At 65.5% G+C, this 22,618-nt stretch carries 23 protein-coding genes; 9 read left to right on the top strand and 14 right to left on the bottom strand.

From position 1 onward, the window contains the following. Positions 1-84: 84 nt before the first annotated feature. The 3 genes from ACYX4P_RS14335 to ACYX4P_RS14325 all read right to left on the bottom strand — a co-directional run bounded on the left by ACYX4P_RS14335 (position 85) and on the right by ACYX4P_RS14325 (position 1,456). On the bottom strand, positions 85-435 hold the full coding sequence (locus ACYX4P_RS14335) for a hypothetical protein (protein WP_248118943.1): 351 nt from the start codon (positions 433-435) through the stop codon (positions 85-87). A 176-nt stretch (positions 436-611) separates the two neighbouring features. Beyond that, positions 612-1,007, bottom strand: coding sequence for a PaaI family thioesterase (locus tag ACYX4P_RS14330; RefSeq protein ID WP_248118944.1), 396 nt, complete (start codon positions 1,005-1,007; stop codon positions 612-614). After that, a complete protein-coding gene (locus tag ACYX4P_RS14325; RefSeq protein ID WP_248118945.1) occupies positions 1,004-1,456 on the bottom strand; it encodes a PaaI family thioesterase in 453 nt (150 codons plus the stop codon). The genes ACYX4P_RS14330 and ACYX4P_RS14325 overlap by 4 nt, the downstream gene beginning before the upstream one ends. An 84-nt stretch (positions 1,457-1,540) precedes the next feature. On the opposite strand from ACYX4P_RS14325, the gene ACYX4P_RS14320 reads away from it, so the two are divergent. Continuing rightward, positions 1,541-2,572, top strand: a complete 1,032-nt coding sequence (locus ACYX4P_RS14320) for a ligase-associated DNA damage response exonuclease (protein WP_248118946.1) — start codon at positions 1,541-1,543, stop codon at positions 2,570-2,572. Between the two features lie 6 nt (positions 2,573-2,578). Here the strand turns inward: ACYX4P_RS14320 and ACYX4P_RS14315 are convergent, their stop codons facing one another. Continuing rightward, entirely contained in the window at positions 2,579-4,198 is a 1,620-nt protein-coding gene (locus ACYX4P_RS14315; protein ID WP_312570679.1) for a response regulator, read from the bottom strand. A gap of 193 nt (positions 4,199-4,391) precedes the next feature. Here ACYX4P_RS14315 and queC point away from each other — a divergent pair, with 193 nt between their 5' ends. Genes queC through ACYX4P_RS14300 form a run of 3 tightly spaced genes read left to right on the top strand, consistent with a single transcriptional unit; the run spans position 4,392 to position 6,111 of the window. Next, positions 4,392-5,111, top strand: coding sequence for a 7-cyano-7-deazaguanine synthase QueC (gene queC, locus ACYX4P_RS14310; protein ID WP_248118948.1), 720 nt, complete (start codon positions 4,392-4,394; stop codon positions 5,109-5,111). Then, entirely contained in the window at positions 5,108-5,743 is a 636-nt protein-coding gene (gene queE, locus ACYX4P_RS14305; protein ID WP_248118949.1) for a 7-carboxy-7-deazaguanine synthase, read from the top strand. The genes queC and queE overlap by 4 nt, the downstream gene beginning before the upstream one ends. Beyond that, a complete protein-coding gene (locus tag ACYX4P_RS14300; RefSeq protein ID WP_248118950.1) occupies positions 5,743-6,111 on the top strand; it encodes a 6-pyruvoyl trahydropterin synthase family protein in 369 nt (122 codons plus the stop codon). Before queE ends, ACYX4P_RS14300 begins: the two co-directional genes overlap by 1 nt. Here the strand turns inward: ACYX4P_RS14300 and ACYX4P_RS14295 are convergent. The 3 genes from ACYX4P_RS14295 to ACYX4P_RS14285 are packed head-to-tail and all read right to left on the bottom strand — an operon-like array spanning position 6,108 to position 8,004. Next, positions 6,108-6,857: an alpha/beta fold hydrolase gene (locus ACYX4P_RS14295; RefSeq protein ID WP_292048045.1), complete on the bottom strand. Its 750-nt coding sequence runs from the start codon at positions 6,855-6,857 to the stop codon at positions 6,108-6,110. The two genes, ACYX4P_RS14300 and ACYX4P_RS14295, sit on opposite strands and share 4 nt — an antisense overlap. Continuing rightward, positions 6,808-7,086, bottom strand: coding sequence for a hypothetical protein (locus ACYX4P_RS14290; protein WP_248118952.1), 279 nt, complete (start codon positions 7,084-7,086; stop codon positions 6,808-6,810). Before ACYX4P_RS14290 ends, ACYX4P_RS14295 begins: the two co-directional genes overlap by 50 nt. Positions 7,087-7,146: 60 nt before the next feature. Further along, positions 7,147-8,004: an acyl-CoA thioesterase gene (locus tag ACYX4P_RS14285; protein ID WP_248118953.1), complete on the bottom strand. Its 858-nt coding sequence runs from the start codon at positions 8,002-8,004 to the stop codon at positions 7,147-7,149. Positions 8,005-8,182: 178 nt separating this feature from the next. On the opposite strand from ACYX4P_RS14285, the gene ACYX4P_RS14280 reads away from it, so the two are divergent. The 3 genes from ACYX4P_RS14280 to ACYX4P_RS14270 are packed head-to-tail and all read left to right on the top strand — an operon-like array spanning position 8,183 to position 9,828. Beyond that, a complete protein-coding gene (locus ACYX4P_RS14280; RefSeq protein ID WP_248118954.1) occupies positions 8,183-8,671 on the top strand; it encodes a winged helix-turn-helix transcriptional regulator in 489 nt (162 codons plus the stop codon). Between the two features lie 50 nt (positions 8,672-8,721). Next, a complete protein-coding gene (locus tag ACYX4P_RS14275; RefSeq protein ID WP_312570677.1) occupies positions 8,722-9,438 on the top strand; it encodes a helix-turn-helix transcriptional regulator in 717 nt (238 codons plus the stop codon). A 42-nt stretch (positions 9,439-9,480) separates the two neighbouring features. Further along, entirely contained in the window at positions 9,481-9,828 is a 348-nt protein-coding gene (locus ACYX4P_RS14270) for a VOC family protein (RefSeq protein WP_248118956.1), read from the top strand. Between the two features lie 4 nt (positions 9,829-9,832). On the opposite strand, the gene ACYX4P_RS14265 is transcribed toward ACYX4P_RS14270, so the two are convergent. The 7 genes from ACYX4P_RS14265 to ACYX4P_RS14235 all read right to left on the bottom strand — a co-directional run bounded on the left by ACYX4P_RS14265 (position 9,833) and on the right by ACYX4P_RS14235 (position 19,102). Then, a complete protein-coding gene (locus ACYX4P_RS14265; protein WP_248118957.1) occupies positions 9,833-10,522 on the bottom strand; it encodes a response regulator in 690 nt (229 codons plus the stop codon). A gap of 163 nt (positions 10,523-10,685) precedes the next feature. After that, the gene (locus tag ACYX4P_RS14260; protein WP_248118958.1) at positions 10,686-13,025 is read right to left on the bottom strand and encodes a TonB-dependent receptor; all 2,340 of its coding nucleotides are present in this window, start codon (positions 13,023-13,025) and stop codon (positions 10,686-10,688) included. 187 nt (positions 13,026-13,212) lie between these two features. Beyond that, on the bottom strand, positions 13,213-14,424 hold the full coding sequence (gene mnmA, locus ACYX4P_RS14255; protein ID WP_248118959.1) for a tRNA 2-thiouridine(34) synthase MnmA: 1,212 nt from the start codon (positions 14,422-14,424) through the stop codon (positions 13,213-13,215). A gap of 92 nt (positions 14,425-14,516) precedes the next feature. After that, positions 14,517-14,801 (bottom strand): CtrA inhibitor SciP, encoded by a 285-nt coding sequence (sciP, locus tag ACYX4P_RS14250; RefSeq protein ID WP_248118960.1) that lies wholly within the window; start codon positions 14,799-14,801, stop codon positions 14,517-14,519. A 172-nt stretch (positions 14,802-14,973) separates the two neighbouring features. Further along, the gene (flgE, locus tag ACYX4P_RS14245) at positions 14,974-16,755 is read right to left on the bottom strand and encodes a flagellar hook protein FlgE (RefSeq protein ID WP_248118961.1); all 1,782 of its coding nucleotides are present in this window, start codon (positions 16,753-16,755) and stop codon (positions 14,974-14,976) included. Between the two features lie 48 nt (positions 16,756-16,803). Further along, entirely contained in the window at positions 16,804-17,526 is a 723-nt protein-coding gene (locus ACYX4P_RS14240; RefSeq protein ID WP_292048047.1) for a flagellar hook assembly protein FlgD, read from the bottom strand. Positions 17,527-17,530: 4 nt separating this feature from the next. Beyond that, positions 17,531-19,102, bottom strand: a complete 1,572-nt coding sequence (locus tag ACYX4P_RS14235; RefSeq protein WP_248118963.1) for a flagellar hook-length control protein FliK — start codon at positions 19,100-19,102, stop codon at positions 17,531-17,533. Between the two features lie 396 nt (positions 19,103-19,498). Between ACYX4P_RS14235 and flgK the strand changes: the two genes are divergently transcribed. Beyond that, on the top strand, positions 19,499-21,616 hold the full coding sequence (flgK, locus tag ACYX4P_RS14230; protein ID WP_292048048.1) for a flagellar hook-associated protein FlgK: 2,118 nt from the start codon (positions 19,499-19,501) through the stop codon (positions 21,614-21,616). Next, positions 21,613-22,578 (top strand): flagellin, encoded by a 966-nt coding sequence (locus tag ACYX4P_RS14225; protein WP_292048049.1) that lies wholly within the window; start codon positions 21,613-21,615, stop codon positions 22,576-22,578. The genes flgK and ACYX4P_RS14225 overlap by 4 nt, the downstream gene beginning before the upstream one ends. Positions 22,579-22,618 lie beyond the last annotated feature (40 nt).

The following is a 22,618-nucleotide window of genomic DNA, read 5'->3' as shown; positions in this document are numbered from 1 at the left end:
CGCCCCCGTGCAAAAATGCGCGGGGGCGATAATGACCGAACTCAAGACAAACGGAAGTCGGGGTGAGCTAAGCTTACCAACAATTCACGCGACGCGGTGCAGGTGCGTCGGCGTCAAGGCAGCCTTCGGGTCCAGCCAATCGTCAGGCTTGGCGATTGGGCCGGCGGCGTAGGTGCCGTAGCCCAGGCGACGGTGGTCCTTTTGCAGTTCGGCGTGGCAGGCGACGATGGATTCGCGCGCGGCCGACAAGGCGGCGATGGTTTCCATGGCCTTGGCCTGAGACATCGTGCCGCTGACCGGCGACAGCGAAAGTGCGGCGCGGGCGCCGATGAAGGATTGAACCAGGGTCGTCGCCTGAGTGATCGCGGCGTCGATCGCGAGTTCGGTAGCATGCAGATCGCCAGCAACGCTGGTGACGACTTCAGTCCGGTCCATGAGAGCCCCTCAAGGTGTGGTTAAAGAGGTGTTATGGTTATCACGTCTTAACCTTGTTTGATAGGGGTATGTTCATACCTCATGACAATCGCGCGTTGAGATGCGCGTCATCGCTGTCGCTTGAATGTCAGGAGCGAAGGGCATCTGGCGCCAATCGCCTCTTCGCGCCCTGACCATCAGTTCCGGTTGTCGAGCAGGAAGTGTGCGGTCAGACTGGCGATGGGCTGTGAACGTTCTTCTTGCCAAGCCTCGGCCTGGACATGGGCCAGACGGCGGCCAGCGCGGCTGATCCTGGCCCGGGCGAAGACGTCGATGGGCCGCCCGGTGCGGAGATAGGCCACCGTGACGTTGATCGGACGGGGCAGGCGCGCACTGGGAAAGGCCAGGGCCAGTTGGGCCATGGCGGTCATCTCCAGCAGGGCGGCCGTCGAACCACCGTGCAGCGCCGGCAGCATCGGATTGCCGATCAACTTGTCCGCGAACGGCATGATCACAGTGATCTCGTCGCCGCTGACGAGCGTTTTCAGACCCAGGAAACGGGCGTAGGGCAGGGTGGCGAGGGTATCGGTCATGCGGCCGCTCCGACGAGGCGTTCGCGAGACGGATTGAAGATGTAGGCCGACTGGGCCGCCGCCACCGGGTCGGACGGATCGTCCTCGAAGGCCCAGGCCCGCACGAAGGCGATGGTGTGGGTCATGCGATAGCAAACGCCCTGAGCCAACAGATCTCGATGCGGCCGGGCGGCGCGCATATAGTCCACGCGCAAGTCGACCGTGGCGACGGGTTGGAAGGCGTCTAGGGCCGTCCAGACGGCCAGGCCGCCGATATGATCCAGCAGGGTCGTGACCAGACCGCCGGCGAACACGCCGCTGTCGGGATCGCCCACCAGATCCTCGCGCCAGGGCACACGAATGCGCGGCTCGCCATCGTGCAGGCCGTCGAAGGCGAAGCCCAGCGCTCCGGTATGGGCCGCGCCAGCCGCGAGTTGGGGCAGGATGGAGGTCAGGAAGCTGTCGGACATCAAGCAGGACGGCCTTTCGGGCGCGGTTTGCGGATGGTCCTGTATGGATCGGCGACCGGACGGCGTCGAGTGCGTTAGGGAGCCATGATCCGAGCCGAAGACCTGCTGCACCCGACGCCTGCGGGCCTCTATTGCCCGCCAGGCGACTTCTATGTCGATCCGGTGCGTCCGGTGGATCGGGCGGTGATAACCCATGGTCATTCCGATCACGCGCGGGCGGGACACGGGGCCGTGCTGGCGACGCGGCAGACACTGGCGATCATGGCCGAGCGCTATGGCGCCGATTTCACCGGCCAGGCCCAGTCGGTCGAATATAGTCAGGCGACGGCGATCAACGGCGTCGACCTAAGGCTGGCGCCGGCGGGTCATGTGCTTGGCTCGGCCCAAGTCGAGGTGCGCTGGAAGGGACTGACCATGGTCGTTTCCGGCGACTACAAGCGCCGCCGCGATCCGACCTGCGCGCCGTTCGAGCCGATCCCGTGTCATGTCTTCATTTCCGAGGCGACTTTCGGCCTGCCCGTGTTCAGCCATCCGCCCGCCGAAGAGGAGGTGGGGCGGCTGGTGCGCTCCCTAGGTCAGTTCCCGGAGAGGGCGCATCTGGTCGGGGCTTATGCGCTGGGCAAGGCGCAACGCATCATTCGTCTGCTGCGTGAAGCAGGGTGGGAGCGACCCATATATTATCACGGTGCGATGGAGCGGTTGAACGCCCTTTACGAACGCGAAGGCGTTGACCTGGGGCCGCTGTTGCCGACGCGCGACCTGCCCAGGAACGCCTTGGGCGGCGAGGTCGCCATCGCGCCGCCGTCGGCCATTCAGGATCGCTGGGCGCGCCGGTTCGCCGACCCGGTCACGGCCTTCGCCTCGGGTTGGATGGGGGTGAAGGCCCGTGCGCGTCAGAGGGGTGTGGAACTGCCCCTGATCGTGTCCGACCATGCTGACTGGAACGAACTGACGGCGACCTTCATCGAACTGAAGCCCGAGGAGGTCTGGATAACCCATGGCCGCGAGGAGGGTCTGTTGCGCTGGGCGGAGATCAATGGACAGAAGGCCAGAGCGCTACGTCTTGTCGGCTATGACGAGGAGGACGAGGAGGCGTTGGACGTCAGGCCGGATTGAGACGGGTCAGGCGGCTGATCGGCCCGATGCATCCTCGTTTTCGACGTCCTGCGCCACCGCCAAGGCGGCGTTCATGGCCATGCGCAGGCGTTCGGGCTTGATCGGCTTTTCGACCACCGCCGCCATGCCGATGGACAGATAGTGTTTGGCGTCTTCCGGGTCGGCGTTGGCGGTCAGGGCCACGATAGGCACGCGGCCGACGGGAGCGGGCAGGGCGCGAATAGCCTGTGTCGCCTGAACCCCGTCCATGCGCGGCATCTTGATGTCCATCAGGACCAGATCGTAGCGGCTTTCCTGAACGGCTTGCAGCGCCTCCAGCCCGTCCTCGGCCAACTCGGAACTGCAGCCGAACATTTCGCAAAGCGCCTGGGCGACCACGCGGTTGGTGGCGTTGTCGTCAACGATCAGAATGTGCGGCGCCGCCGTAAGGTCGAAACTGGCCAGGTCGGCGACATTCGATTGGACCTCAGCCTCCACCGCCGCGCGGGGGGCGGTCAGGTCGAAGGCGAAGGTGGCGCCACGTCCCTTGTTGTTTTCGGCCCAAATCCGACCGCCCATTCGGTCGATGACCTGGCGGCAGATAGAGAGGCCAAGACCGGCGCCGTCGGGCCCCGAGCCATGGACGAAGGGTTCGAAGATGGAATCGACCCGGTCGACATCCACGCCGGGTCCGTCGTCGCGAACGCGGGCTTCCATACGTATGCCGTCGCCTTCGACCCAGGCCTTCAGCCCGGCTTCGACCACGCCGTTGCGGGCGAACTTCAGCGCATTGCCGATCAGATTGTTGAACACCTGTTTCAGGCGAACGCCGTCGATCACGGCCGCCAGTTCGGTGTCGCCCTCATAGCCGACCAGAAGGGTCACGCCGTCCTGAGAGGCGCGGGGCTCCCACATCGACTGGATGTCGTCCATGAGGGCGCGCAGAGCCGTCGGCGTGCTGGCCAGCTCCAGCTCGCCCGCCTCGGCCTTGGACAGGTCAACCGCGTCCTGAAGGATGCGCAGCAGGGTCTCGGACGAATCCACTATGGTTTGGACATGCGCCTGGGCTGTGGCCGTCAGGGGCTGGCGGCGCAGCAGTTCGGCGACCGCCAGCACGCCGTTCATCGGCGTGCGCAGTTCATGGCTCATGATGGCCAGGAACTGACTCTTGGCGCGAGCGGCGGCGATCGCCTGGGCGCGGGTGTCGCTGAGGATGGCGGCCTGTTCGGCCAGCTGTTCGTTCTGTTCGCGTTGGCGCGTATTGACCGCTTGCAGCAGGGTCGCGGCGGTGCCGACACCGGAATAGGCGCCGTTGCGGGTCACGATGAAGCCCCGCAGCAAGGCTGCGGGGCCGCCCTTCAGCATGATGTCGCAAAAGGCGTCGATGCGAACGCCGGCTTCCACCACCGCCGGTTCGGCGTCCATGGCGAAGGTGATGGGGCGAAGGTCGTAAAGGGCGTGGCCGAACCGCGCGGCGATCTTTTCCAGAAAGGCGGTGCGCTCGACCAGGCCGACGGGGCGGTCGCCATCGACGACGGGTATGACCAGCGTGTCTGGTTCGCGTTCGAAACGCGCCAGCACCTCGCACCCAAGCGTCGTCGGAGCCACCGGCTTTGGACGCTCGGAAAGGGTTTCGATGGTCGGCATACTGCCCGGAACTCCTACTCGTTTTGAGTATAAGCCTGAAATCGCTTGCCGATTGGTTAAGCTGCGGCAAGCGCGACGCAAATCCGCCCTTTTTGCCCCCGGCGAGGGTCTGGTGTATGAGGCCCGCCCGACCCAATTAGGTCTCCATCCTTTTGTCCATGCGCGCGGCCGACCGGCCGACCGCAGGTTTGTCATGAGCGTCATCCTGGAAAAGACCCCAAAAACGGCCCTGGTCCTGTTCTCAGGCGGACAGGACAGCGCGACCTGTCTGGCCTGGGCGCTGGAGCGGTTCGACCGGGTCGAGACGGTGGGCTTCGACTATGGCCAGCGCCATGCGGTCGAGATGCAGGCGCGCCAGACGGTGCGCGACAGCATGACGAAGGCGCTGTCGCAGTGTGCGCATCGTCTGGGCGACGATCATGTGGTGGACCTGACCGGATACGGCCGGATCGCCGAGAGCGCCCTGACGGCAGACCGCCAGATCGAGATGGACGCTCGCGGCTTGCCGACCACCTTCGTGCCCGGTCGCAACCTGATCTTCCTAGTCGCGGCGGCGGCGCTGGCGGACCGGCGCGGGCTGGAGGTGCTGGTCGGCGGCATGTGCGAAACGGACTATTCCGGCTATCCCGACTGTCGTCATGAGACGATGGTGGCGATGGCGCGAGCGCTTTCGCTGGGGCTGGACAAGCCGGTGGTGATCGAGACGCCGCTGATGTGGCTGACGAAGGCCCAGACATGGGAGTTGGCGCAGCAGATCGGCGGGACCGATCTGGTCGAGCTGATCATCGAGGACAGCCACACCTGCTATCAGGGCGACCGAACGCACCGTCACGCCTGGGGCTACGGCTGCGGCGAATGCCCGGCTTGCGAACTGCGCGCAGCCGGTCACGCGGAATGGATAGCCTCAAGATGACCTATTCGGCCAAGGAGGTCTTTCTGACCGTGCAGGGCGAGGGCGGACAGGCGGGGCGGCCTGCGGTCTTTCTGCGTTTCGCCGGCTGCAATCTGTGGAGCGGGCGCGAGCAGGATCGGGCGAATGCGGTGTGCACCTTCTGCGATACCGATTTCGTCGGCGTGGACGGCGGCGGGGGCGGCAAGTTCACGACGGCGGACCTGTTGGCCGATCATGTGGCGTCGCTGTGGCGTGGACGCGAGGGCGATCCGAAACTGGTGGTCTGCACCGGCGGTGAACCTCTGCTGCAGCTGGATGCGCCGCTGATCGCGGCTCTGCATGCGCGCGGGTTTGAAATCGCCATAGAATCGAACGGCACGCTTGCGGCGCCCGACGGCATCGACTGGATCTGCGTCAGCCCCAAGGCGGATGCGCCGGTCGTCCAGACGCGCGGGCAGGAGTTGAAGCTGGTCTTTCCGCAGGACAAGGCCATGCCCGACCGGTTCGAGCATCTGGATTTCGAACGCTTCTGGCTGCAGCCGATGGATGGGCCGGATCAGGTCGCGAACACCGCCGCCGCCATCGAATACTGCCTGACCCATCCCCAATGGCGCCTCAGCGTCCAGACCCACAAATATATCGGCGTCCGCTAATGCCCGTCTTCGAGATCACCAAACAGGCCACGTTTGACGCCGCCCACCACTTCCCCAACGAACCCGAGGGCAGCATCTATCGCCGCGTCCACGGCCATTCCTTCACGGTCGAGGCGACGGTGCGGTCAGAGGTGCTGGATGTCGAACACGGATGGGTGGCGGACCTGGGCGCGCTGGACCGGGCGCTGAAGGCGGCGGCCGAGACGCTGGACCATGGGATGCTGAACGAGCATGCGGGGCTGGAGCTGCCCAGCCTGGAGAACCTGTGCCTGTGGTTCGTGGCGCAGTTGAAGCCCGAATGGCCCGGCCTGTGCCGCATTCAGGTGGCGCGTCCCACCATCAACGAGCGGTGTGCGCTGAGCCTTTAGGCGGCCAGCCATTCCGCCAGCGCCTTGTTGACGGCGGCCGGCTGTTCCAGCGTCGAGGCGTGGCCGCAGTCGGCGACGACGACCAGGCAGGCGTCGGGCAGGGCGTCGGCCATCTCTCGCGAGCGGATCGGCGGGGTCAGGGGATCGCGGTCGCCGACCAGAACCAGCGTGGGAATGCGGATGGCGGGCAGGTCGGGGCGTGAGTCGGCCCGTTTGATGCTGGCCTTCTGCTGGCGGATGAAGCCTGCAACGCCGATTTCCAGCCCCATGCGGACCTGGGTGTCGATCAGCGTCTGATCGTCCTTGTGTAGCGGATGCACCAGACGCGGCGAGACTTCTCGCAGCAGGACTTCGAGTTCACCGGCATCAACCCGTTCGATCAGGGCTTGTCGCTGCACCGTCTGTTCCGGCGCATCGGGACGGGCGGTGGTGCTCAGCAGGGCCAGCCGTTCCACGCGTTCCTGCGCCTGCCGCAGGATTTCAAACGCGATGTAGCCGCCCATTGAAATGCCACCGAGTGCAAACCGGGGCGGGGCGTCGCGCAGGATGGCGGCGGCCATCTGGGCCATGCTGTCGCCCTCCACAATCGAGGCGACGGTAACCGGCCTGTGCGGGCTGAGCGCCGCGATCTGAGGGACGAACATCTCGGCCGTGCAGGCCAGGCCGGGGATCAGGACCAGCGGCGTGATCGCAGCCTCAGCATCTGCGGCCCTGGCGTTGGCGCTGTTCGCAACGGCGTTGTTCACGTTCATAATCGCGTGCCTCACGTTCCCGCTTCAAGCGGGTTTCCTCGTCCGAGGTCGTGACGGCGTCGAAGCCCGCGCCGACCACCGCGCCCGTGGCCTTGGCCGTGCCCCCGACCACGGCGGCGGTTCCGCCAACGACCGCGCCGACCAGACAGCCCTGGAGCGACAGACAGCCCGCGGCGATCAGGACGGCCTGAGAGAGGTGGAACAGGGGAGTTCGACGGCGCATGAGGACGGCTCCAGAGATGCGGAATAGTCGCCGATAATGATGAACGAGGCCTGACCCGGCTCAGCCGCTGCGTTGCGGCAGCAGTTTGCGCCGCTGTCGAGACAGGGCCAGCGGAACGCCGTCCGCGCCCCAGGCCGTCGCCTCGTCCACCGTCCAGCCCAGACCCAGGTCCAGCATCCTGAACTCGAAAAAGGCCCAACCGTCCAGCGCGTTCTCGGGAGTGGGGTCGTTAAGGATATCGATCCGCAGGTCCACCGTCGTCATCGGCGCCGGCGTCTTCGATAGGGTCCAGGCGGGCGGATAGAGGGCGTCGAGCAGGTAGCACAGCCCCACCTCGTCCAGCGCGCGTTTATCCGCCATCCGCATCCAAGTCCGTTCGACCGCCGCCTTGCCCGCATTCCCGCCCAGGATATTGGGACCCCCGTCGAACCGATATTCCACGTGCCGAGAGAAATGCGGGGCCATCGGACCGTGAATGGTCGCTCGGGGATTCAAACTGTCCCGCGGCGGGGGCGGGCGGTGGAGCGGCGACACCGCTGGCGTCTGGGCGTCCAAGCCATAGGTGCCGGTGGCATGGTGGGTCATGCGCCCGTCCTGTTCGGCTTCGACGGCCGCATAGACGACGTTTCTTCCGCCCCGCAGCAACCGGGACCGAAAGGCGACCTGTTCGTCAAAGGTCGCCGCCGACAGATACTGCACCGACAGGGATCGCAGCGCGGGGTTCAGGCCCAGTCCCTCACGCATGGACCGGGCGCACATCGCCGCAAGCAGCCCACCGAACGGAAAGCCTTTCTGGGGCGGCAGCGACAACGGACCGTTGGAAAAACATCCCGGCACAGGCGCGGACAAGCCGCCGTCGGCGAGCGTTTGAAAAGCCAGGGCGGCGTCGAGCGACACGGGCGATTGAACATCGGACATGGCGCGATCCTGCGTCAGGCGAAAGAGCGGCGGAAGCCCGAAATCCAGAGCTTCCGCCAGTCGAAGGAACAGGCGAACGAACCGGGCGGCTCGAACGTCCGTTGCCAAACAAGACTGACCGAGAGGGTTTGGATTTGCAACCCTTGCCAAACGGCTGACGCGGGGTCACTTTCCATCCATGGGACGCACCGCCGACTACAGCCGCCAAAGCTGCTCCATCGCCGCCACTCTTGAGGTGATCGGCGATCCGTGGACCCTTCTGGTCATCCGCGACGCCTTCAACGGCGTCAGCCGTTTCGAACAGTGGCAGGAGAACCTGGGCGTGGCGCGCAACGTCCTGGCTTCGCGTCTGAAAAGCCTGGTCCAGCATGGCGTGCTGGAGCCGCGCCTCTATTCCGAGCGCCCGCCTCGCAACGAATATGTGCTGACGGCCAAGGGCAAGGATTTGTACGGTGTGCTGGTCACCCTGCACGGCTGGGGCGCCAAACATGTCTATGGCGACGCCGACAGCGGCATCGACATGATTCACAAGACCTGCGGCCACACCCTGACGCCCCGCATCGCCTGCGGCTGCTGCGGCGAAATCGTGAAGCCGCGCGACATCAAACTGACCCGGGCCGAAAACCGACCCACCGTCGGCGACGTCATGCCCAAGGAAGCGGCCTGATCGACGCTTCTGCTGCCAGTTCTCGGCAGGATGTCTGCTAAGATCGTCGGGTGTCCCGCTCCGAGCGTCTTCTCGATCTGCTGGACGTCTTGCGTCGTCATCGGCGGCCGGTGAGCGGACGCGCCTTGGCCGAAGAGATGGGCGTCAGCCTGCGGACGCTTTATCGCGACATCGCCAGTCTGCAGGCGCAAGGGGCGACGATCGAGGGGGAGGCGGGGGTCGGCTATGTTTTGAAGCCCGGCTTCATGCTGCCGCCGTTGATGTTCACGCCGGAAGAGATCGAGGCCCTGGTGCTGGGGTCGCGGTGGGTGGCGGACCGGGCCGACCCACGGATGCGCGACGCGGCCTTGGCGGCTTTGGGTCGGATTTCGGCGGTGCTTCCGTCCGATCTGCGCGAGGAGATGGACACCTCGGCCTTGTTGGTCGTGCCGGGTGCGCCTTTCCCTGTCGATGCGGTCGATCCGGCCCTGCTGCGAAAGGCCATCCGCACGGAGCGGCGGCTGAGACTGTGTTATCGCGACGAGGCGGGGGCGGCGTCGGAGCGACTGGTCTGGCCCTTCGCCCTGGCCTTCTTCGACCGGGTGCGCCTGCTGATCGCTTGGTGCGAGCTGCGCGACGACTTCCGCAGTTTCCGCACCGACCGGATCGTGGAGGCCGAGGTGATGGAGGGCCGCTATCCCGCCCGACGCCAAGGCCTGATGAAGCGCTGGAAAGAATTGCACGAGCGCGCCCACGCGCGGCATCATGCTGACGGAAACTGGCAGTAACCGCCGATAGTCTGTCCTCTGTCGAAACGAGGGAGAGGGCCTATGGGCGAGATCGAGGACATTCTGCTGACCGTGGCCGACCCGGAGGTCAGCGCGCGCTTCTATGCAGGTCTGTTGGGGCGCCAGCCGCTGGTGACGCGGCCGGATCGGGCGCTGTTCAAGCTGAGTTCGGGTCGTGCGCTGGGCCTGATGCGGCGCAGCGGGGAGGGCGGTTCGGTCCGCGAGATCGATTTTCCAATGGACGGCGTAGCGGCGGTCGATCAGGCCCATATCGATTGGTGGGATCGCGGCGCGCGCATACTGACGCCGCCTCATGATCTGGGATGTGGTCGCAGCTTCGTCGCCGGCGACCCGGACGGACATCGTTTGCGGGTGTTCGCGCCGGCGTAAGGCGTCAGGCCTCCGCCTCCAGGCGATAGCCGACGCCGCGCACATTGGTCAGCAGGCCGGCGGCGTCGGCGCCCTCCAGCTTGCGGCGCAGGTGGCTGACATGGCTGTCGATGGTGCGTTCCAGCACCGCCTGGTTGTCGAAACAAGCCTGCATGATCTCGCTTCGGCTGAAGACGCGCAGCGGCGTGCGGGCCATGTGCGCCAGTATGCGGAACTCGGTCAGGGTCAGGTCCAGCCGGCGCCGCCCCCCTGTGTTCAGCACCGCCGCCATATAGTTCTCCAACTGGACCTCCAGCGGGCCGACACGCAGCACCTTGGCGTTTCGTCCTCCGGTCGCGCGACGCAGGATGGATTGCACGCGGGCGGCCACCTCGACCGGATCGGAGCGGCGGGTCAGATGGTCGTCGGCGCCGATGCGCAGCGCCTGCAGCCGATGATGGGGCTGATCCTGTTCGCCGATCATGACGACCGGCGTGTCGCCGCGCCGCCGCAACTCGCCCAACACGTCCCAGCCGTCGCGCAAGGGCAAAGCCACCGACAGCAGCACCAGGTCGGGCTTCAGAGCGGCGTGCAACTCTATGGCCTGTTGCCCGTCGTCGGCGACGACGGTGCGAAGACCCTCGCGACGCAGGGCCGCATCCAGCGTCTCGACGCTTTCGCGGTCGTCATCGGCGATCAGGATCAGGCTGCTCATGGGGTCTCCGTCGCCGCCATGACCGGCGTCCGCGCCGAAATCCAGCAAAACCGGGCGCCTTCGGACAAGTTTCATCGCCCCGTCGCAAAGGCTTCACGCAGACGAAGAAAAACCCCCTCCCGCCGAGGCGGAAGGGGGCCAGTGGTCGTTCGGGAGGAACGTCTCAGTAGGAGGCGCGCAACTCGATGCCGAAGGTGCGCGGATTGTTGAAGTTGCCGTAGTCGCCCAGGGTGTTCCGGTTCGACGGGTCGCGGCGATAGACGTAGGTCTCGTCAAGCAGGTTGCGCGACCACAGGGCCACTTCCAGCAGCGGGCCGCCGTCACGGGTGGTGATGTCGGCGATGGCGACGCGAGCGTTCACCACGAAGGACGAGTCGTTTTTGATCTCGAACTGCTCGAAGCTGTGGTTGGCGTCGGCGTAGTTGGCGTCGACGTGGGCCTTCAGGGTCGCGCCCATGAAGGGCGAGTTCCAGTCGGCCGCGAAGCTGGCGGCGTTTTCCGGCGTGTAGGCGATAAAGACCTTCTGGGTCTGGCCGTTGAAGGGGTTCACCGTGTCCGGCACCTTGGCGTCCGTGTAGGCGTAGGAGGCCGACAGGGTCAGGTTGTCGGTCGCGCGGAACTGACCTTCCAGCTCCAGACCACGGATTTTAGTGGTGCCGGGGGCGTTGATCGTCTCCAGCGTGTTGCGGGTCGACGCGCCCTGGACGGTGACCAGGCTGAAGTCGATCTGGCTGTCGGTGCGGTTCATCGCATAGATGGCCGCGTTCAGGCGGACGCGACGGTCGAACAGGTCGCTCTTCAGACCCAGTTCATAGGCTTTCACCTCTTCGGGATCGAACGAACGATAGGTCAGCGAGCGCGAGGAGGCGCCGCCGGCGCGATAGCCGGTCGAATATTTGCCGTAGACGTTGATGCTGTCGGTGACGTCATAGGCCAGGGTGACCAGCGGGTCGAAGCGATCGACCTTGGAGTTGAACCGCAGCACGCCCTTCACGCCATTGACGATCGGCAGGTCATTGTTGACCAACTCCAGCACGCCGTCCTTGTCATCCCAGGTGTAGCGGCCGCCGACCGTCAGGTGCAGGGCGTCCATGCTGGCCGGGGTCCAGGTGGCCTGACCGTAGATGGCCTTGGACTCCGAATGGGCGGTCGACTTGCGGTCCATCGAGCGGAAGCCGCGGATGGTCGGGGTCGGATCCAGGATGGTGTAGCCCGTGCCGTCGGCGTTCCACTGGTTCGTCGAAGGCGTCGAGGCGTCGTCGGACACCGTTTCCTTGAAGTAGAAGACGCCGCCGACGTAGTCGATGCTGTCACCCAGCGAACCGACGGCCTGCAGTTCCTGGCTGAACTGGTGCTGCCAGAAGCCGGCCAGCGAATAGCGGCTGAACTTGCCGTTCGGACCGACGACGGGCGGGCGGTGGGCGCCGGCGATGTTGTCGTACTGTTCGACGTCCAGATCGCGGTAGGCGGTGATCGAACGGATTTCCAGGGCGTCGGTCGGACGATACGACATGTGCAGATCGACGCCGCGCGTGTCGTCCACGCTCCACTGCTGGGGCACGCCGATGTCGGCCTGGGTCATGCGCTTGGAGCCTTCGACCTGAACCAGGGGCGACAGGCCGCGGATGCTGCCAGACGGCACAGAGGCCGAAGTGAACGGCACGACGGTCAGCCCGTTCGGGTTGAAGTTCAGCAGTTGGCTGTAGAACGGGGTGTTCTTGTCCTTGCCGACATCGGCGGCCAGGTCGGCGGTGAAGTTCTCGCTGGGCGTCCAGCGCGTCTGGAAGCGCAGGCCGCGACGGTCGTATTGGCCAAAGCCCGTTTCGCCCGGCAGGATGTTCTCGGTCACCGGACCCTGGACCTGCAGCACGCCGTCCACCTTGAAGGCGAAGTCGCCAATGGCGGGGAAGTCGACGTGCAGTTCGGAGTTGTAGGATTCCAGATTGCCGACGCCCGCGATGGCCCGCATGCCGAAGACGCCCGTGGGCTTCTTGGTGACCAGCGACAGGGCGCCGCCTTCGGTGTTGCGGCCGAACAGGGTGCCTTGCGGACCCTTCAGCACTTCGACGCGCTCGATGTCGAGGAGGGCGGAGGCCAGGCCGTGCTGGCGGGCCAGATAGACGCCGTCGACATAGACGCCGACGCCCTGCTCACGGGCGGGCTGGTTGGCGTCGTTCGGCACGATGCCGCGAATGCCGATGGTCAGGGCGGACTGACGGGCCTCGAATGTGGCCACGCGCAGCGACGGCACCGCGCCGTCGGCCAGATCCATCAGGCTCTGGACGTGGCGGTTCTGAAGCGCCTCGGAGTTCACCACCGAGATGGAGATCGGCGTATCCTGCAGATTGGTCTCGCGCTTGGTGGCGGTCACGACGATGTCGTCCAGGCCGACGGGCGAATTGGCGGCGGGCGCCGGAGCGGTCTGGGCGAGGGCGGTGACGGGCGCGGCGAGAAGCGCGGTCCCCAGCAGCAGCTGAAGGCGCAGTTTGGTTTGACGGTGCATTTATATCCCCTGCTTAGTCGAGCCGGGGATTACGCCGCCTTTGCGATATGCAGTTCACAGGCGCGCGACACTGGGATGCAGGTTTGATGTCTATCGCTAAGCCCGACGTCCGATAAAAATCCAACCAATCTCCACACAGTCTCCACAAATCTCATGAGGGAAGCCAGGGTGAAGATTAGAATAGAGGCTAGGCCGCCGCCGCCGCCGTGTCGCGGATGAATCCGCCCCCTAGAACCCGGTCCGGGTCGGCGGGGTCGTAAAGCGCGCACGCCTGACCCGGAGCGACGCCTTCTTCGCCCTGATTGAACGCGACCGAAATCTCGCCGTCGATCAGCGTCAGACGGGCAGGAGAGGGCTGGCGCGTCGAGCGGACGCGGGCCAGGACGGGGACGCTGGCTTCGGCCGCCTGGCGGATCGTGGCCTCGTCGCCTAGCCAGTTGGTTTCTTCCAGGGTCAGGGACGCGGTCAGTAGCGCTTCGCGTGGTCCCACCACGACGCGGCGGGTTTCGGGCTCCAGTTTGGTCACAAACAGCGGCTCGCCCACGGCGACGTTCAGACCCCGCCGTTGACCGATCGTGTAGTCGGTGATGCCGGAATGCTTGCCCAGCACGCGGCCGTCCATATGCACGATTTCGCCGGCCTCGCGACCTTGCGGCCGCAGGCGGTCGATCAGGGTGCGGTAGTCGCCGGAAGGGACGAAACAGATGTCCTGGCTGTCCGGTTTGGCGGCGATCTTCAGCCCAAGTTCGGCGGCGACGCCGCGCACCTGCGGCTTCTCCAGATCGGCCAGGGGGAAGCGCAGATAGTCGAGCTGATCCTGGGTCGTGGCGAACAGGAAATAGGATTGGTCGCGCGAATGGTCTATCGCCTTGCGCATCTGGGAGCGATTGCCGGCGACGGCGCGGCGCACATAGTGGCCAGTCGCCATGGCCTCGGCGCCCAGGTCGCGGGCCACGTCCAGCAGGTCGCGGAACTTGACCGTCTGATTGCAGCGGATGCAGGGGACCGGCGTCTGGCCTTTCAGATAGCTGTCGGCGAACTGGTCGATCACCGCGTCCTTGAACCGGCTTTCGTAGTCCAGCACATAATGCGGAATGCCGATCATGTCGGCGGCCAGGCGTGCGTCGTGAATGTCCTGGCCCGCGCAGCAGGCGCCCTTCTTCTTCAGCGCCGCGCCGTGATCGTAAAGCTGGAGCGTGACGCCGACGACATCGTAGCCGGCCTTGTGAAGCAGCGCCGCAACGACGGTGGAATCCACGCCGCCCGACATCGCCGCCACGACGCGCGCGCCGACAGGCAGGCCCACCGCCGCCCGCGCGCTCTCGACCGCCGCATCCATGTCGGTACGGGCGATATCTGGAACGGGGCAGAAATCTTCGACCAATGTCATTGCGGCCATTTAGTGCGGAACCGGCGCGATTTCGAGGCCCGCAAACGAAAAGGGCCGCACCCGTCGCCGGATGCGGCCCTTCTTCGTCTTCGGGGAAACCCTCAGGAGCGGTAGGTCTGGATGCGCGTGGTGCGCAGACCCTGCATGCCCCATTTGTCGATCGCCTTTTGCCAGGCCAGGAACTCCTCCGCCGTCAGGCGATACTTCGCCAGGGCGTCGTCGAGGCTGATCAGGCCGCCGCGAACGGCGGCGACGACCTCGGCCTTGCGGCGGATGACCCAGCGGTCGGTATTGGACGGCGGCAGGTCGTTCAGAGTCAGGGGCGTGCCAGTCGGTCCGACCACGTATTGTTCGCCTTTGCTATTAAGGCGTCGCTCTTGCAACATGGTCCTATGCCTCTTTCACCAACACCGTAGTGTCATGAAAATAGGCGACCTCGCCTAAGGCCCGTTTAAGCGTCGTGGTGAAGGAACGGATAAAATCCTTCCCCGCACGAACGACTCCGTAAACCTTGCTTTCGCGACGATTCATCGAAACTAACGCTTACTTACTCGCCGATCAGCGTTTGATGTTGATCAGCTCGGCCAGCATTTCATCGGCCGTGGTGATGATTTTGGACGAGGCGGAATAGGCCCGTTGGGTCGTGATCAGGCCGGTGAATTCCGCCGACAGATCGACGGTGGAGGACTCCAGCTGCTGGGACGCGATCGAACCCGCGCCCCCCGTCCCCGCCGTTTTCAGGTTGAACGTGCCGGACTGCAGGCTGACGGCGTAGGCGTTGCCCGACACCTCCTTCAGGCTATCGGGGCTGGGGAAGGTGGCGACCGCGACCTGGGCGATGCGACGCATAACGCCGTTGTCGAAGATGGCGGTGACGAACCCGCTCTCATCGATGGCGATCTTGCTCAGATTGCCGAAGGCGGTGCCGTTGGTGATGGTGGATTGAACCACCGAGGCGGTGTTCAACTGGCTGAGACCGCCAGCGGAGGTGTTAAGGTCCAGATTAACGATCTGATCGGCGATGCCCAGGCCGTCGGCCCATTTGATCTTGCCATTGTCGGTCGGATCGTTGGGGTCGATGGTGTTGTTGGGGTCCGACTTCAGGAAGGACAGGCTGGCGCTCGACGGGTCGTCGAACAGGCCCTTGCCTGTCGGCCAGGACTTCATCGTATCGACGTCCAGACGCCCGGACGGGGTGAAGGCGATTAGCCCGGTCTTGATCTGGCCGTTGGAATAGGGCGCGCCGGTTACGACGTCGCTGGCGGGAACCGAGACGATTTCGGCGTACCACTGGTTCGGCTGTTCGCTCTTCAGGAAACGGATTTCCAGATTGCGTTGGCCGCCTTTGGAGTCGGAAACCGGGATGTTCATCTTGAAGTCCGGCTTAACGCCCGCCGGACTGTCGTCGTCTGCGTCATACATCGCCATCGAGTTGACCAACGGATCGTACTTCGTCTTGGCCATCCCATTTGTGGTCAGGCCCAGGTCCGACAGGTTCAGGGTGAAGGGCGCGCCGGCCGTCCCCGCGCTGGTCGGCGTGATGGTCATCTGTGTGGCGGTGCTGGTCGCGGAACCATTGGCGCTGTTGGCGTTGTCCGGCGCAAAGCCGGTCAAGGCGCCGCTGGCGTCATAGGTCGCCGTTCCCGTGATCTTGGTGATGCCGGTCTTGATCGTCACCGCATAGTTGTTCGCGTCGATCCGTGAATAGCTGACGGCGACGTCGTGCTTGGCGGGGCTGGGTGTGGTGGTGTCCTCCACACCCTTGTAGGATTGGGCCGCCGCCGCGCTGGACACGCTCTGGGTCGAGCGCAGATTGGCGTTGATCTGGACGCGGGTCGTGGGTTCGGCCGTACCGCCGACCGAGCCGATGTTGATCGAACGCAGACGCGACAGGTCGGAAGGATCGGTCGCGATGTCGCCGTTGGAATCCACGGGCCATCCCTGCAGGTACAGGCCCGCGCTGTTCTTCAGATAGCCCAGCTTGTCGACGCGGAATGCCCCGGCGCGAGTGAACAGGCGCGTGTCCGTAGCGGCGTTGCCTTCGGGCTGGGTGGTGGTGACGAAGAAGCCCTGACCGTTGACCGACAGGTCGGTATTCTCGGTCGTGCGTTGCAGCTGACCTTCCTGGCTGATGAAGGACCGGGTATTGGCCGCGACGCCGCCGGCGGAGAAACCGCTGCCCGTCTTGGTCTGGCTGTTGACCAGGGTCTGAAACTCGCCCGCGGTGCGCTTGTAGCCCACGGTGTTCACATTGGCGATGTTCTGGGAAATGGCCGCCAGGGCGGCGGAGTTGGCGGCGAGACCGGACACGCCGGCCAGCATGGCGCTGTTGAGGCTCATGGAAGAACGCTCCTTACAAGGAAATCATCGGGAAGGCGGCGAAGCGCATCATGCGGCCGCCTCCTCGGTGGTGACTTTCGGATTCTCCGTATCGTCATTGTTGGCTTGAGCCGTGTTCTCGTTCAGCGAGATCACGGTCGAGAGGGGCAGGATCGACTTGCCGATCACCAGGTAGGGCGCGCCGTTGTACATCTCGACGCCGGTCACGCGGCCCTGGATCAGGGCCTGACTGTCGATGGAGGCCCCGGAGAAGTCGGTCGCGGCGACCTTCAGCGTATAGACGCCGCCGTCCTGGGCGGCGCTTCCGTCCTTCATCTTGCCGTCCCAGTCGAATGTGTGCAGGCCGGCCGTCTTGTCCGGCGCGGCGCCTTCCCAGACCACGGCGCCCTTGCTGTCGACGACCTGCAGCGTGGTCTTGTCGGCGTTTTTGCCCAGTTCATAGGCCCAGGTCGCCTTGCCGTCGTTGAACTCGGTCGCGGTCCAGGCTGCGGTGACCTGTTTGCCGATATAGTTGGAGGCGTTGTCCAGACCACCGGCCGACTGCGCCTTCAACAGGCTGGTCAGCAGGTCGTTGGTCAGCAGTTGCTGCTCCACCCCGGCCATCTGGGTCAGTTGCGCGGTGAACTGGTTGGAATCCAGCGGCGACAGCGGGTCCTGGTTCTTCATCTGCGTGGTCAGCAGGGTCAGGAAGGTCTCAAAGTTCGAGGCCAGGGCGGTTGTGCCGCTGGTGATGCGGCCGGCGGCGGTGCTGGTGGATACGGCGTCGACCATGGTGTCAGACCTTCAGATCGACGCGATCAGGCGTCAGGGAATGGTTGGTCCAGGCGCCGGGTCCTGGAAGAATGGGCATGTCGGCCTGAACCGCCAGGCGGCCGCCGCCGGCGAACAGGGCGTTGCGCTGCTGCTGACGCTCGAAGGCGCCGCCGCCGGCCGATGGATCGCGCTGTGAGAAGTCCAGCGCATCCTCGGCCATCTGAAATCCGGCGGCCTCGAGCTGTCGGCGCAGTTCGTCGGCGCGGCCGCGCAGGTCGGCGGCGGCGGCGGGATTGTCGAAGGCCAGGCGGGCGGACAACTGCCCGTCCTTGCCGATCTCCAGACTGACATCGACGCGGCCCAGGTCTTCGGGCGTCAGCACCATGTCGAAACGGGTGGATCGACCGTCCAGCTTGCGCGCGATCTGCGCCGCGAGATGGGCGGTGGTCTCGACTGTCGCCCGCGACAGGGTGGACAGGGCCGGGCCGTGGTCGGCAGTTGCCGCCGATTGGCTGCGCGCCGTGTCGCTGCTCGCGGCGCTCGGGCTCGCACTGTCGGCGCCGTCAGGCGCGGCGCTTGCGGCAGTCGTCGGGTCTCCGGACTCGGCCTTGGCGTCGGCGGCGGAGGACGACAGGGTCGCGGCGGCATTCGTCTCGGTCATGGTCTTGGTCTCGACGCCGGTCGAGGTTGGCGTGGCCGAAGCGTCGGCCAGTCCAGATTCTGCACGTTGGCTTGCTTCGTGGCGGCTGGGGCTAGGCGTCGTCGGCCGATCTGTCTTCAGTCGACCGGCCGCATCGTCAGGCCTGGCGTCGGCTTCGGCGTCGCCCATCAGTGCGGCTGTGACCGCAGCGGTCACATCGGGCGTCGAGGCGGCAGGTTTGGGTGTCGTGGTCGCGACTGCGATCTGGACCTGAGCAGACGGAACCTGCGCGTCCTCCATCACCTTGCCGATGGCTGCCTTGATCGCGTCGTCGGCCTTTGATTGCTGGCCCATAGCGGACATCTTAACGCCCACTGCGGATAGATCAGGGGGCGCGGCGAACGTCGGCGTCGAGACAGCGCTCGCCGTAAGAACGGTTTCCTGCTGCCCGCCAAAGGTTTTGCCGACGGGGCGAACACCCGCGTCTGCGGCCTTCTCGTCCGATGTCGGCAGAGACGGTTCGTCGGATGTGAAGGGGGCCGCGTTGGCCGTCGACGCTTGCTGTTGCGAAGGGGCGGGGGCGACGGGCGCCTGTTGAACGACAATACTGACGGTCGGCGTGCAAGCCGCCGCGTTGTTTTCGGACTGGTCGGTCGCGTCGTCCGGCTGGGCGGGCTTAGGTTGGTCTTCAGGGCCCGTGGTGGACTTGAGGACGCCGAAGCCGTCGCGCTTGCCCGGCGTTTCTATCAAGGCGGGATTGTCGGCGCTTGGCGTCGTGTCGGCGACCAGACGCTTGGCCGTCGGCTGGGTCGGGCGGGCGGGCCTGTCCTCGGCTGTCTGCGCGGCGATCTTGTTCGAGAACAGGTCGGCGTCCGATGGCGCACCCGACGCAGCCGCCGACGTTCCGGTCGAAACCGGCGCGGCAGGGGCGAACAGGGTGGGGGCGATCGACATGGTCGAGGGGCGGCTTTCGGAGCGGAGACGACGGCGCCTGTCGCGCCAAGGGTTCGATCCGCTTGAACGCAAGGCGCGGGCCAGAGAAATAATCCATATAAAACAATGAGAAGAGTCGACTACAGTGCGTCACCTGGCTGGGCGACGGTCGATTATTGCCGCGCTATCGCCACTTTTTGCCCGGCTGTCGCGAACGAAACGCGGATGCCGGTCGCCGACTGTATGATCTCCTCCGCTACTGGCCCGACGTTTGCCCGTCTGATCGATCATGACGGATGGCCAATCCACGAACCCTTGGAAAAACAACGCTCTGGTCGAGCGGCGATGGGGCGTGGCTGGGCAAGAACTGCGCGTGGCCGTGCAGGGCTTGCCGGGTAGGGCGGGGGAGATGCGTCCATGTCGCTGAACTCGATCATGAACATCGCGACCTCGGGCATGAAGACCGCCCAGTCGCAGTTGCGAGTCACCGCCGACAATATCGCCAATGTCGACACGCCCGGCTATGTCCGCAAAGTCGCCGATCAGTCCGCCGCCGTCACCAACGGATACGGCTCCGGCGTCGATATCACGCGCGTCCGTCTGGCCACTGATCGGTTCCTCCAGGCTGCGGGGCTCAGCGCGGGCGCCGACGCGGCGCGTCAGGGCGTGCGCGCCGAACTATATGCTCAGATCCAGAACCCCTTCGGCGATCCCAGCAGCGACACAAACTTCTTCGCCCAGGTCGACAAGCTGTTCGCCACCTACGCCGCGCTGGCCGAAACGCCGACGTCGTCGGCCGCACGCCAGGACACGATCTACAAGACCCAGTCGTTGTTCAATCAGGCGGCCGGCGTCGCCTCCCAGATCCAGTCCGCACGTCAGGAGGCGGATAGCCGGCTGCAAAGCGCGGTCGAGACGATCAATCCGCTGCTGGAGCAGATCGACAAGCTGAACAAGACCATCGCCGGCGGGTCGGTCACCAATCAGGACGTGACGGGTGCGCAGAACGCTCAGTTGGGCCTGATCAACGAACTCTCCAAATATCTGGACGTGAAGGTCGAGCCCCGGTCGAACGGCGGCGTGACCCTGCGCACCAATGCGGGCACGACCCTGGTGGGCGAAGGCCATGCGACCGTGTCCTATCAGACAGCCGGGACGGTCGATGCGACCACGGCCTTTTCCGACATCATGATCACCGAACCCAGCGGCACCCGCTGGCCGTTGCTGGACGGCGTGTCGTCGGGCCAGATTCGTGGGCTGATCGAGATGCGCGACGTGGATGCGCCGGCCGCCGCCGCGCGTCTGGGGGAACTGACGGCCAAGCTGGCGGATGAACTGAACCGCGCCCACAACGCCAGCAGCAGCCTGCCTGCGCCGACCACACTGACCGGCCGCAACACGGGGCAGTCGCTGCAGAACGCGCTGACCGGCTTTGCGGGCGCGACCACCATCACGGCCGTCAACGCCGCCGGCGTAGTCCAGGCCTCGGCCCAGATCGTCTTTTCGGGCGCGACGATGACGATCAACGGCGCTGCCGCCGATCCTTCCACCTTCCTGAGCGTGTTGAACGCCCAGATGGGCGGGACCGTCACGGCCAGCTTCGCCGACGGTCGGTTGCAGCTGGACGGCGCGGGCGCAAACGGCGTGGCCATCGCCGACGATGCGACGTCGCCCAGCAGCAAGGGCGGGCGCGGCTTCTCCCACTGGTTCGGTCTGAACGACCTGGTGTCGACCACAACCCCAACCTTCTACGAGACGGGCCTGGCCCTGTCATCACAGCATGGTTTCGACGCGGGCGAGAGCCTGACCTTCCGCTTCGCCGGCGAATCCGGCGCACGCCAGCGTGACGTCACCGTGGCCGTCCCGGCAGGCGCCGGCACGATGGGCGAACTGCTGGGCGCATTGAACGATCCCATCACCGGCGTCGGCCGATACGGCGCCTTCAGCCTGGATGCGGCGGGCAAGCTGGCGTTCAAGGCGTATGATCCCGCCACCACGACGATGAGCATCGTCACGGACGGCACGACGCAGACGCCCTCCGGCGTGTCCATGTCCCAGCTGTTCGGCCTGGGCGCCACGGGCGCAACGCGGGCCGGCGCCTACAGCGTTCGCAGCGACATCCAGCAGGATCCCGGCAAGCTGGCGCTGGCGCAGCTGAACCTGTCGGCCGCCACGGGCACGCCGGCGCTGAGCAAGAGCGACGGTCGCGGCGGTCTGGCCCTGGGCGACGTCGGAAAGCGCAGCGTCGCCTTCGGGGCGGCGGGCGGCAGCCTGGGCGGAACCAAGACCCTGTCGGCCTATGCGGCGGATTTCGCCGGCGACATCGGCGGCAAGGCCTCGGCCGCCAAGACCCGCAGCGAGACGGCCGCCGCCCTGTCCAAGGAGGCGGACAGCCGCCGCGCCTCGGCTCAGGGCGTCAATATGGACGAAGAACTGGTCAATATGACTACGTTCCAGCAAGCCTATAACGCCTCGGCCCGCCTGATCCAGGCGAGCAAGGACATGTATGACGTCCTGATCGGAATTCTGCGATGACCCGCGTCTCCACCAACGGCAACTTCCAGTCGGCCCTGCTCAGCCTGATGACCGCGCAAAGCCGCGCGCAGCAGGCGCAGGAGCGGATAGACAGCGAAAAGATCGCCACCGACATGGCCGGCTATGGCCGGGGCGCCGAACAGTTGACAAGCCTGACCTCGACCCAGGCGCGACTAGACGGCTTCATAAGCACCGGCGAGACGGTCGCTGCACGGCTGAGCGCGCAGGATCTGGCCATGGGCAGCATCTACGAGGGCGGAACCGGCGCGCGCGAAGCCATCGCCAACAGCCTGGCGGCGGGCGACATCACCAATCTGATGACCGAACTGGGCCTGCAATATCAGACCGTTCAGGGCGGATTGAACGCCCAATATCAGGGATCGTATCTGTTTGCGGGCGGCCAGGGCGATGTCGCGCCGGCGACCGCCGTCACCATGGCCGATCTGGCGACGGCGACCTCGACCGCCTCGACCTTCGCAAACGACACCCTGAAGCAAAGGTCGCGCATCGACGAAAAGACGACGTTGGAGACCAGCTTTCTGGCCAGCGAGATCGGCGGTCCCCTGACCGAGGTGTTCCGCAACATCCAGACCTTCCAGAACGGCGCGGCGGTCACGGTGAACGGCGTGACCTATACGCCGACCGGTGCAGGCACGCTGACCGGCCAGCCCAGCGCCGACGTCACCGCCTTCCTGAAGGCGCAGCTTGGTGAATTGGACAAGGCCAACGTCGATCTGACCAACCAGACTGCCAAGAACGGGCTGATGCAAAACCATGTGGAAGCCACGCTCGACGGCCAGCAGGGGCAGAAGACCGCGCTGCAGAAGATGATGAAGGACAAGACGGCCTACGATCCCGCCCGCGCAATCACCGACCTGCAGCAGGCGCAGGTCGCGATCCAGGCGTCGGCTCAGGTCATCAATACGCTGCGGAACACCTCGCTGCTCGACCTCCTGCGCTGAACCTTATGAAACTAAAAAGAAACGGCTACGCTGGACTTGA

This window comes from Brevundimonas sp. ABV4_179 (assembly GCF_056311945.1).
The sequence above is the reverse complement of the archived record's forward strand: the minus strand, read 5'-3'. Positions and strand labels throughout refer to the sequence as shown.

Coding starts and splice junctions, on each gene's coding strand:
- queE (WP_248118949.1), top strand. CDS start 5,108: ATGACCTATTCGGCCAAGGAGGTCTTTCTGACCGTGCAGGGCGAGGGC.
- ACYX4P_RS14315 (WP_312570679.1), bottom strand. CDS start 4,198: ATGCCGACCATCGAAACCCTTTCCGAGCGTCCAAAGCCGGTGGCTCCG.
- queC (WP_248118948.1), top strand. CDS start 4,392: ATGAGCGTCATCCTGGAAAAGACCCCAAAAACGGCCCTGGTCCTGTTC.
- ACYX4P_RS14270 (WP_248118956.1), top strand. CDS start 9,481: ATGGGCGAGATCGAGGACATTCTGCTGACCGTGGCCGACCCGGAGGTC.
- sciP (WP_248118960.1), bottom strand. CDS start 14,801: ATGTTGCAAGAGCGACGCCTTAATAGCAAAGGCGAACAATACGTGGTC.
- ACYX4P_RS14335 (WP_248118943.1), bottom strand. CDS start 435: ATGGACCGGACTGAAGTCGTCACCAGCGTTGCTGGCGATCTGCATGCT.
- ACYX4P_RS14265 (WP_248118957.1), bottom strand. CDS start 10,522: ATGAGCAGCCTGATCCTGATCGCCGATGACGACCGCGAAAGCGTCGAG.
- flgE (WP_248118961.1), bottom strand. CDS start 16,755: ATGAGCCTCAACAGCGCCATGCTGGCCGGCGTGTCCGGTCTCGCCGCC.
- ACYX4P_RS14225 (WP_292048049.1), top strand. CDS start 21,613: ATGACCCGCGTCTCCACCAACGGCAACTTCCAGTCGGCCCTGCTCAGC.
- flgK (WP_292048048.1), top strand. CDS start 19,499: ATGTCGCTGAACTCGATCATGAACATCGCGACCTCGGGCATGAAGACC.
- ACYX4P_RS14290 (WP_248118952.1), bottom strand. CDS start 7,086: ATGCGCCGTCGAACTCCCCTGTTCCACCTCTCTCAGGCCGTCCTGATC.
- ACYX4P_RS14320 (WP_248118946.1), top strand. CDS start 1,541: ATGATCCGAGCCGAAGACCTGCTGCACCCGACGCCTGCGGGCCTCTAT.
- mnmA (WP_248118959.1), bottom strand. CDS start 14,424: ATGGCCGCAATGACATTGGTCGAAGATTTCTGCCCCGTTCCAGATATC.
- ACYX4P_RS14235 (WP_248118963.1), bottom strand. CDS start 19,102: ATGTCGATCGCCCCCACCCTGTTCGCCCCTGCCGCGCCGGTTTCGACC.
- ACYX4P_RS14240 (WP_292048047.1), bottom strand. CDS start 17,526: ATGGTCGACGCCGTATCCACCAGCACCGCCGCCGGCCGCATCACCAGC.
- ACYX4P_RS14325 (WP_248118945.1), bottom strand. CDS start 1,456: ATGTCCGACAGCTTCCTGACCTCCATCCTGCCCCAACTCGCGGCTGGC.
- ACYX4P_RS14280 (WP_248118954.1), top strand. CDS start 8,183: ATGGGACGCACCGCCGACTACAGCCGCCAAAGCTGCTCCATCGCCGCC.
- ACYX4P_RS14300 (WP_248118950.1), top strand. CDS start 5,743: ATGCCCGTCTTCGAGATCACCAAACAGGCCACGTTTGACGCCGCCCAC.
- ACYX4P_RS14285 (WP_248118953.1), bottom strand. CDS start 8,004: ATGTCCGATGTTCAATCGCCCGTGTCGCTCGACGCCGCCCTGGCTTTT.
- ACYX4P_RS14260 (WP_248118958.1), bottom strand. CDS start 13,025: ATGCACCGTCAAACCAAACTGCGCCTTCAGCTGCTGCTGGGGACCGCG.
- ACYX4P_RS14330 (WP_248118944.1), bottom strand. CDS start 1,007: ATGACCGATACCCTCGCCACCCTGCCCTACGCCCGTTTCCTGGGTCTG.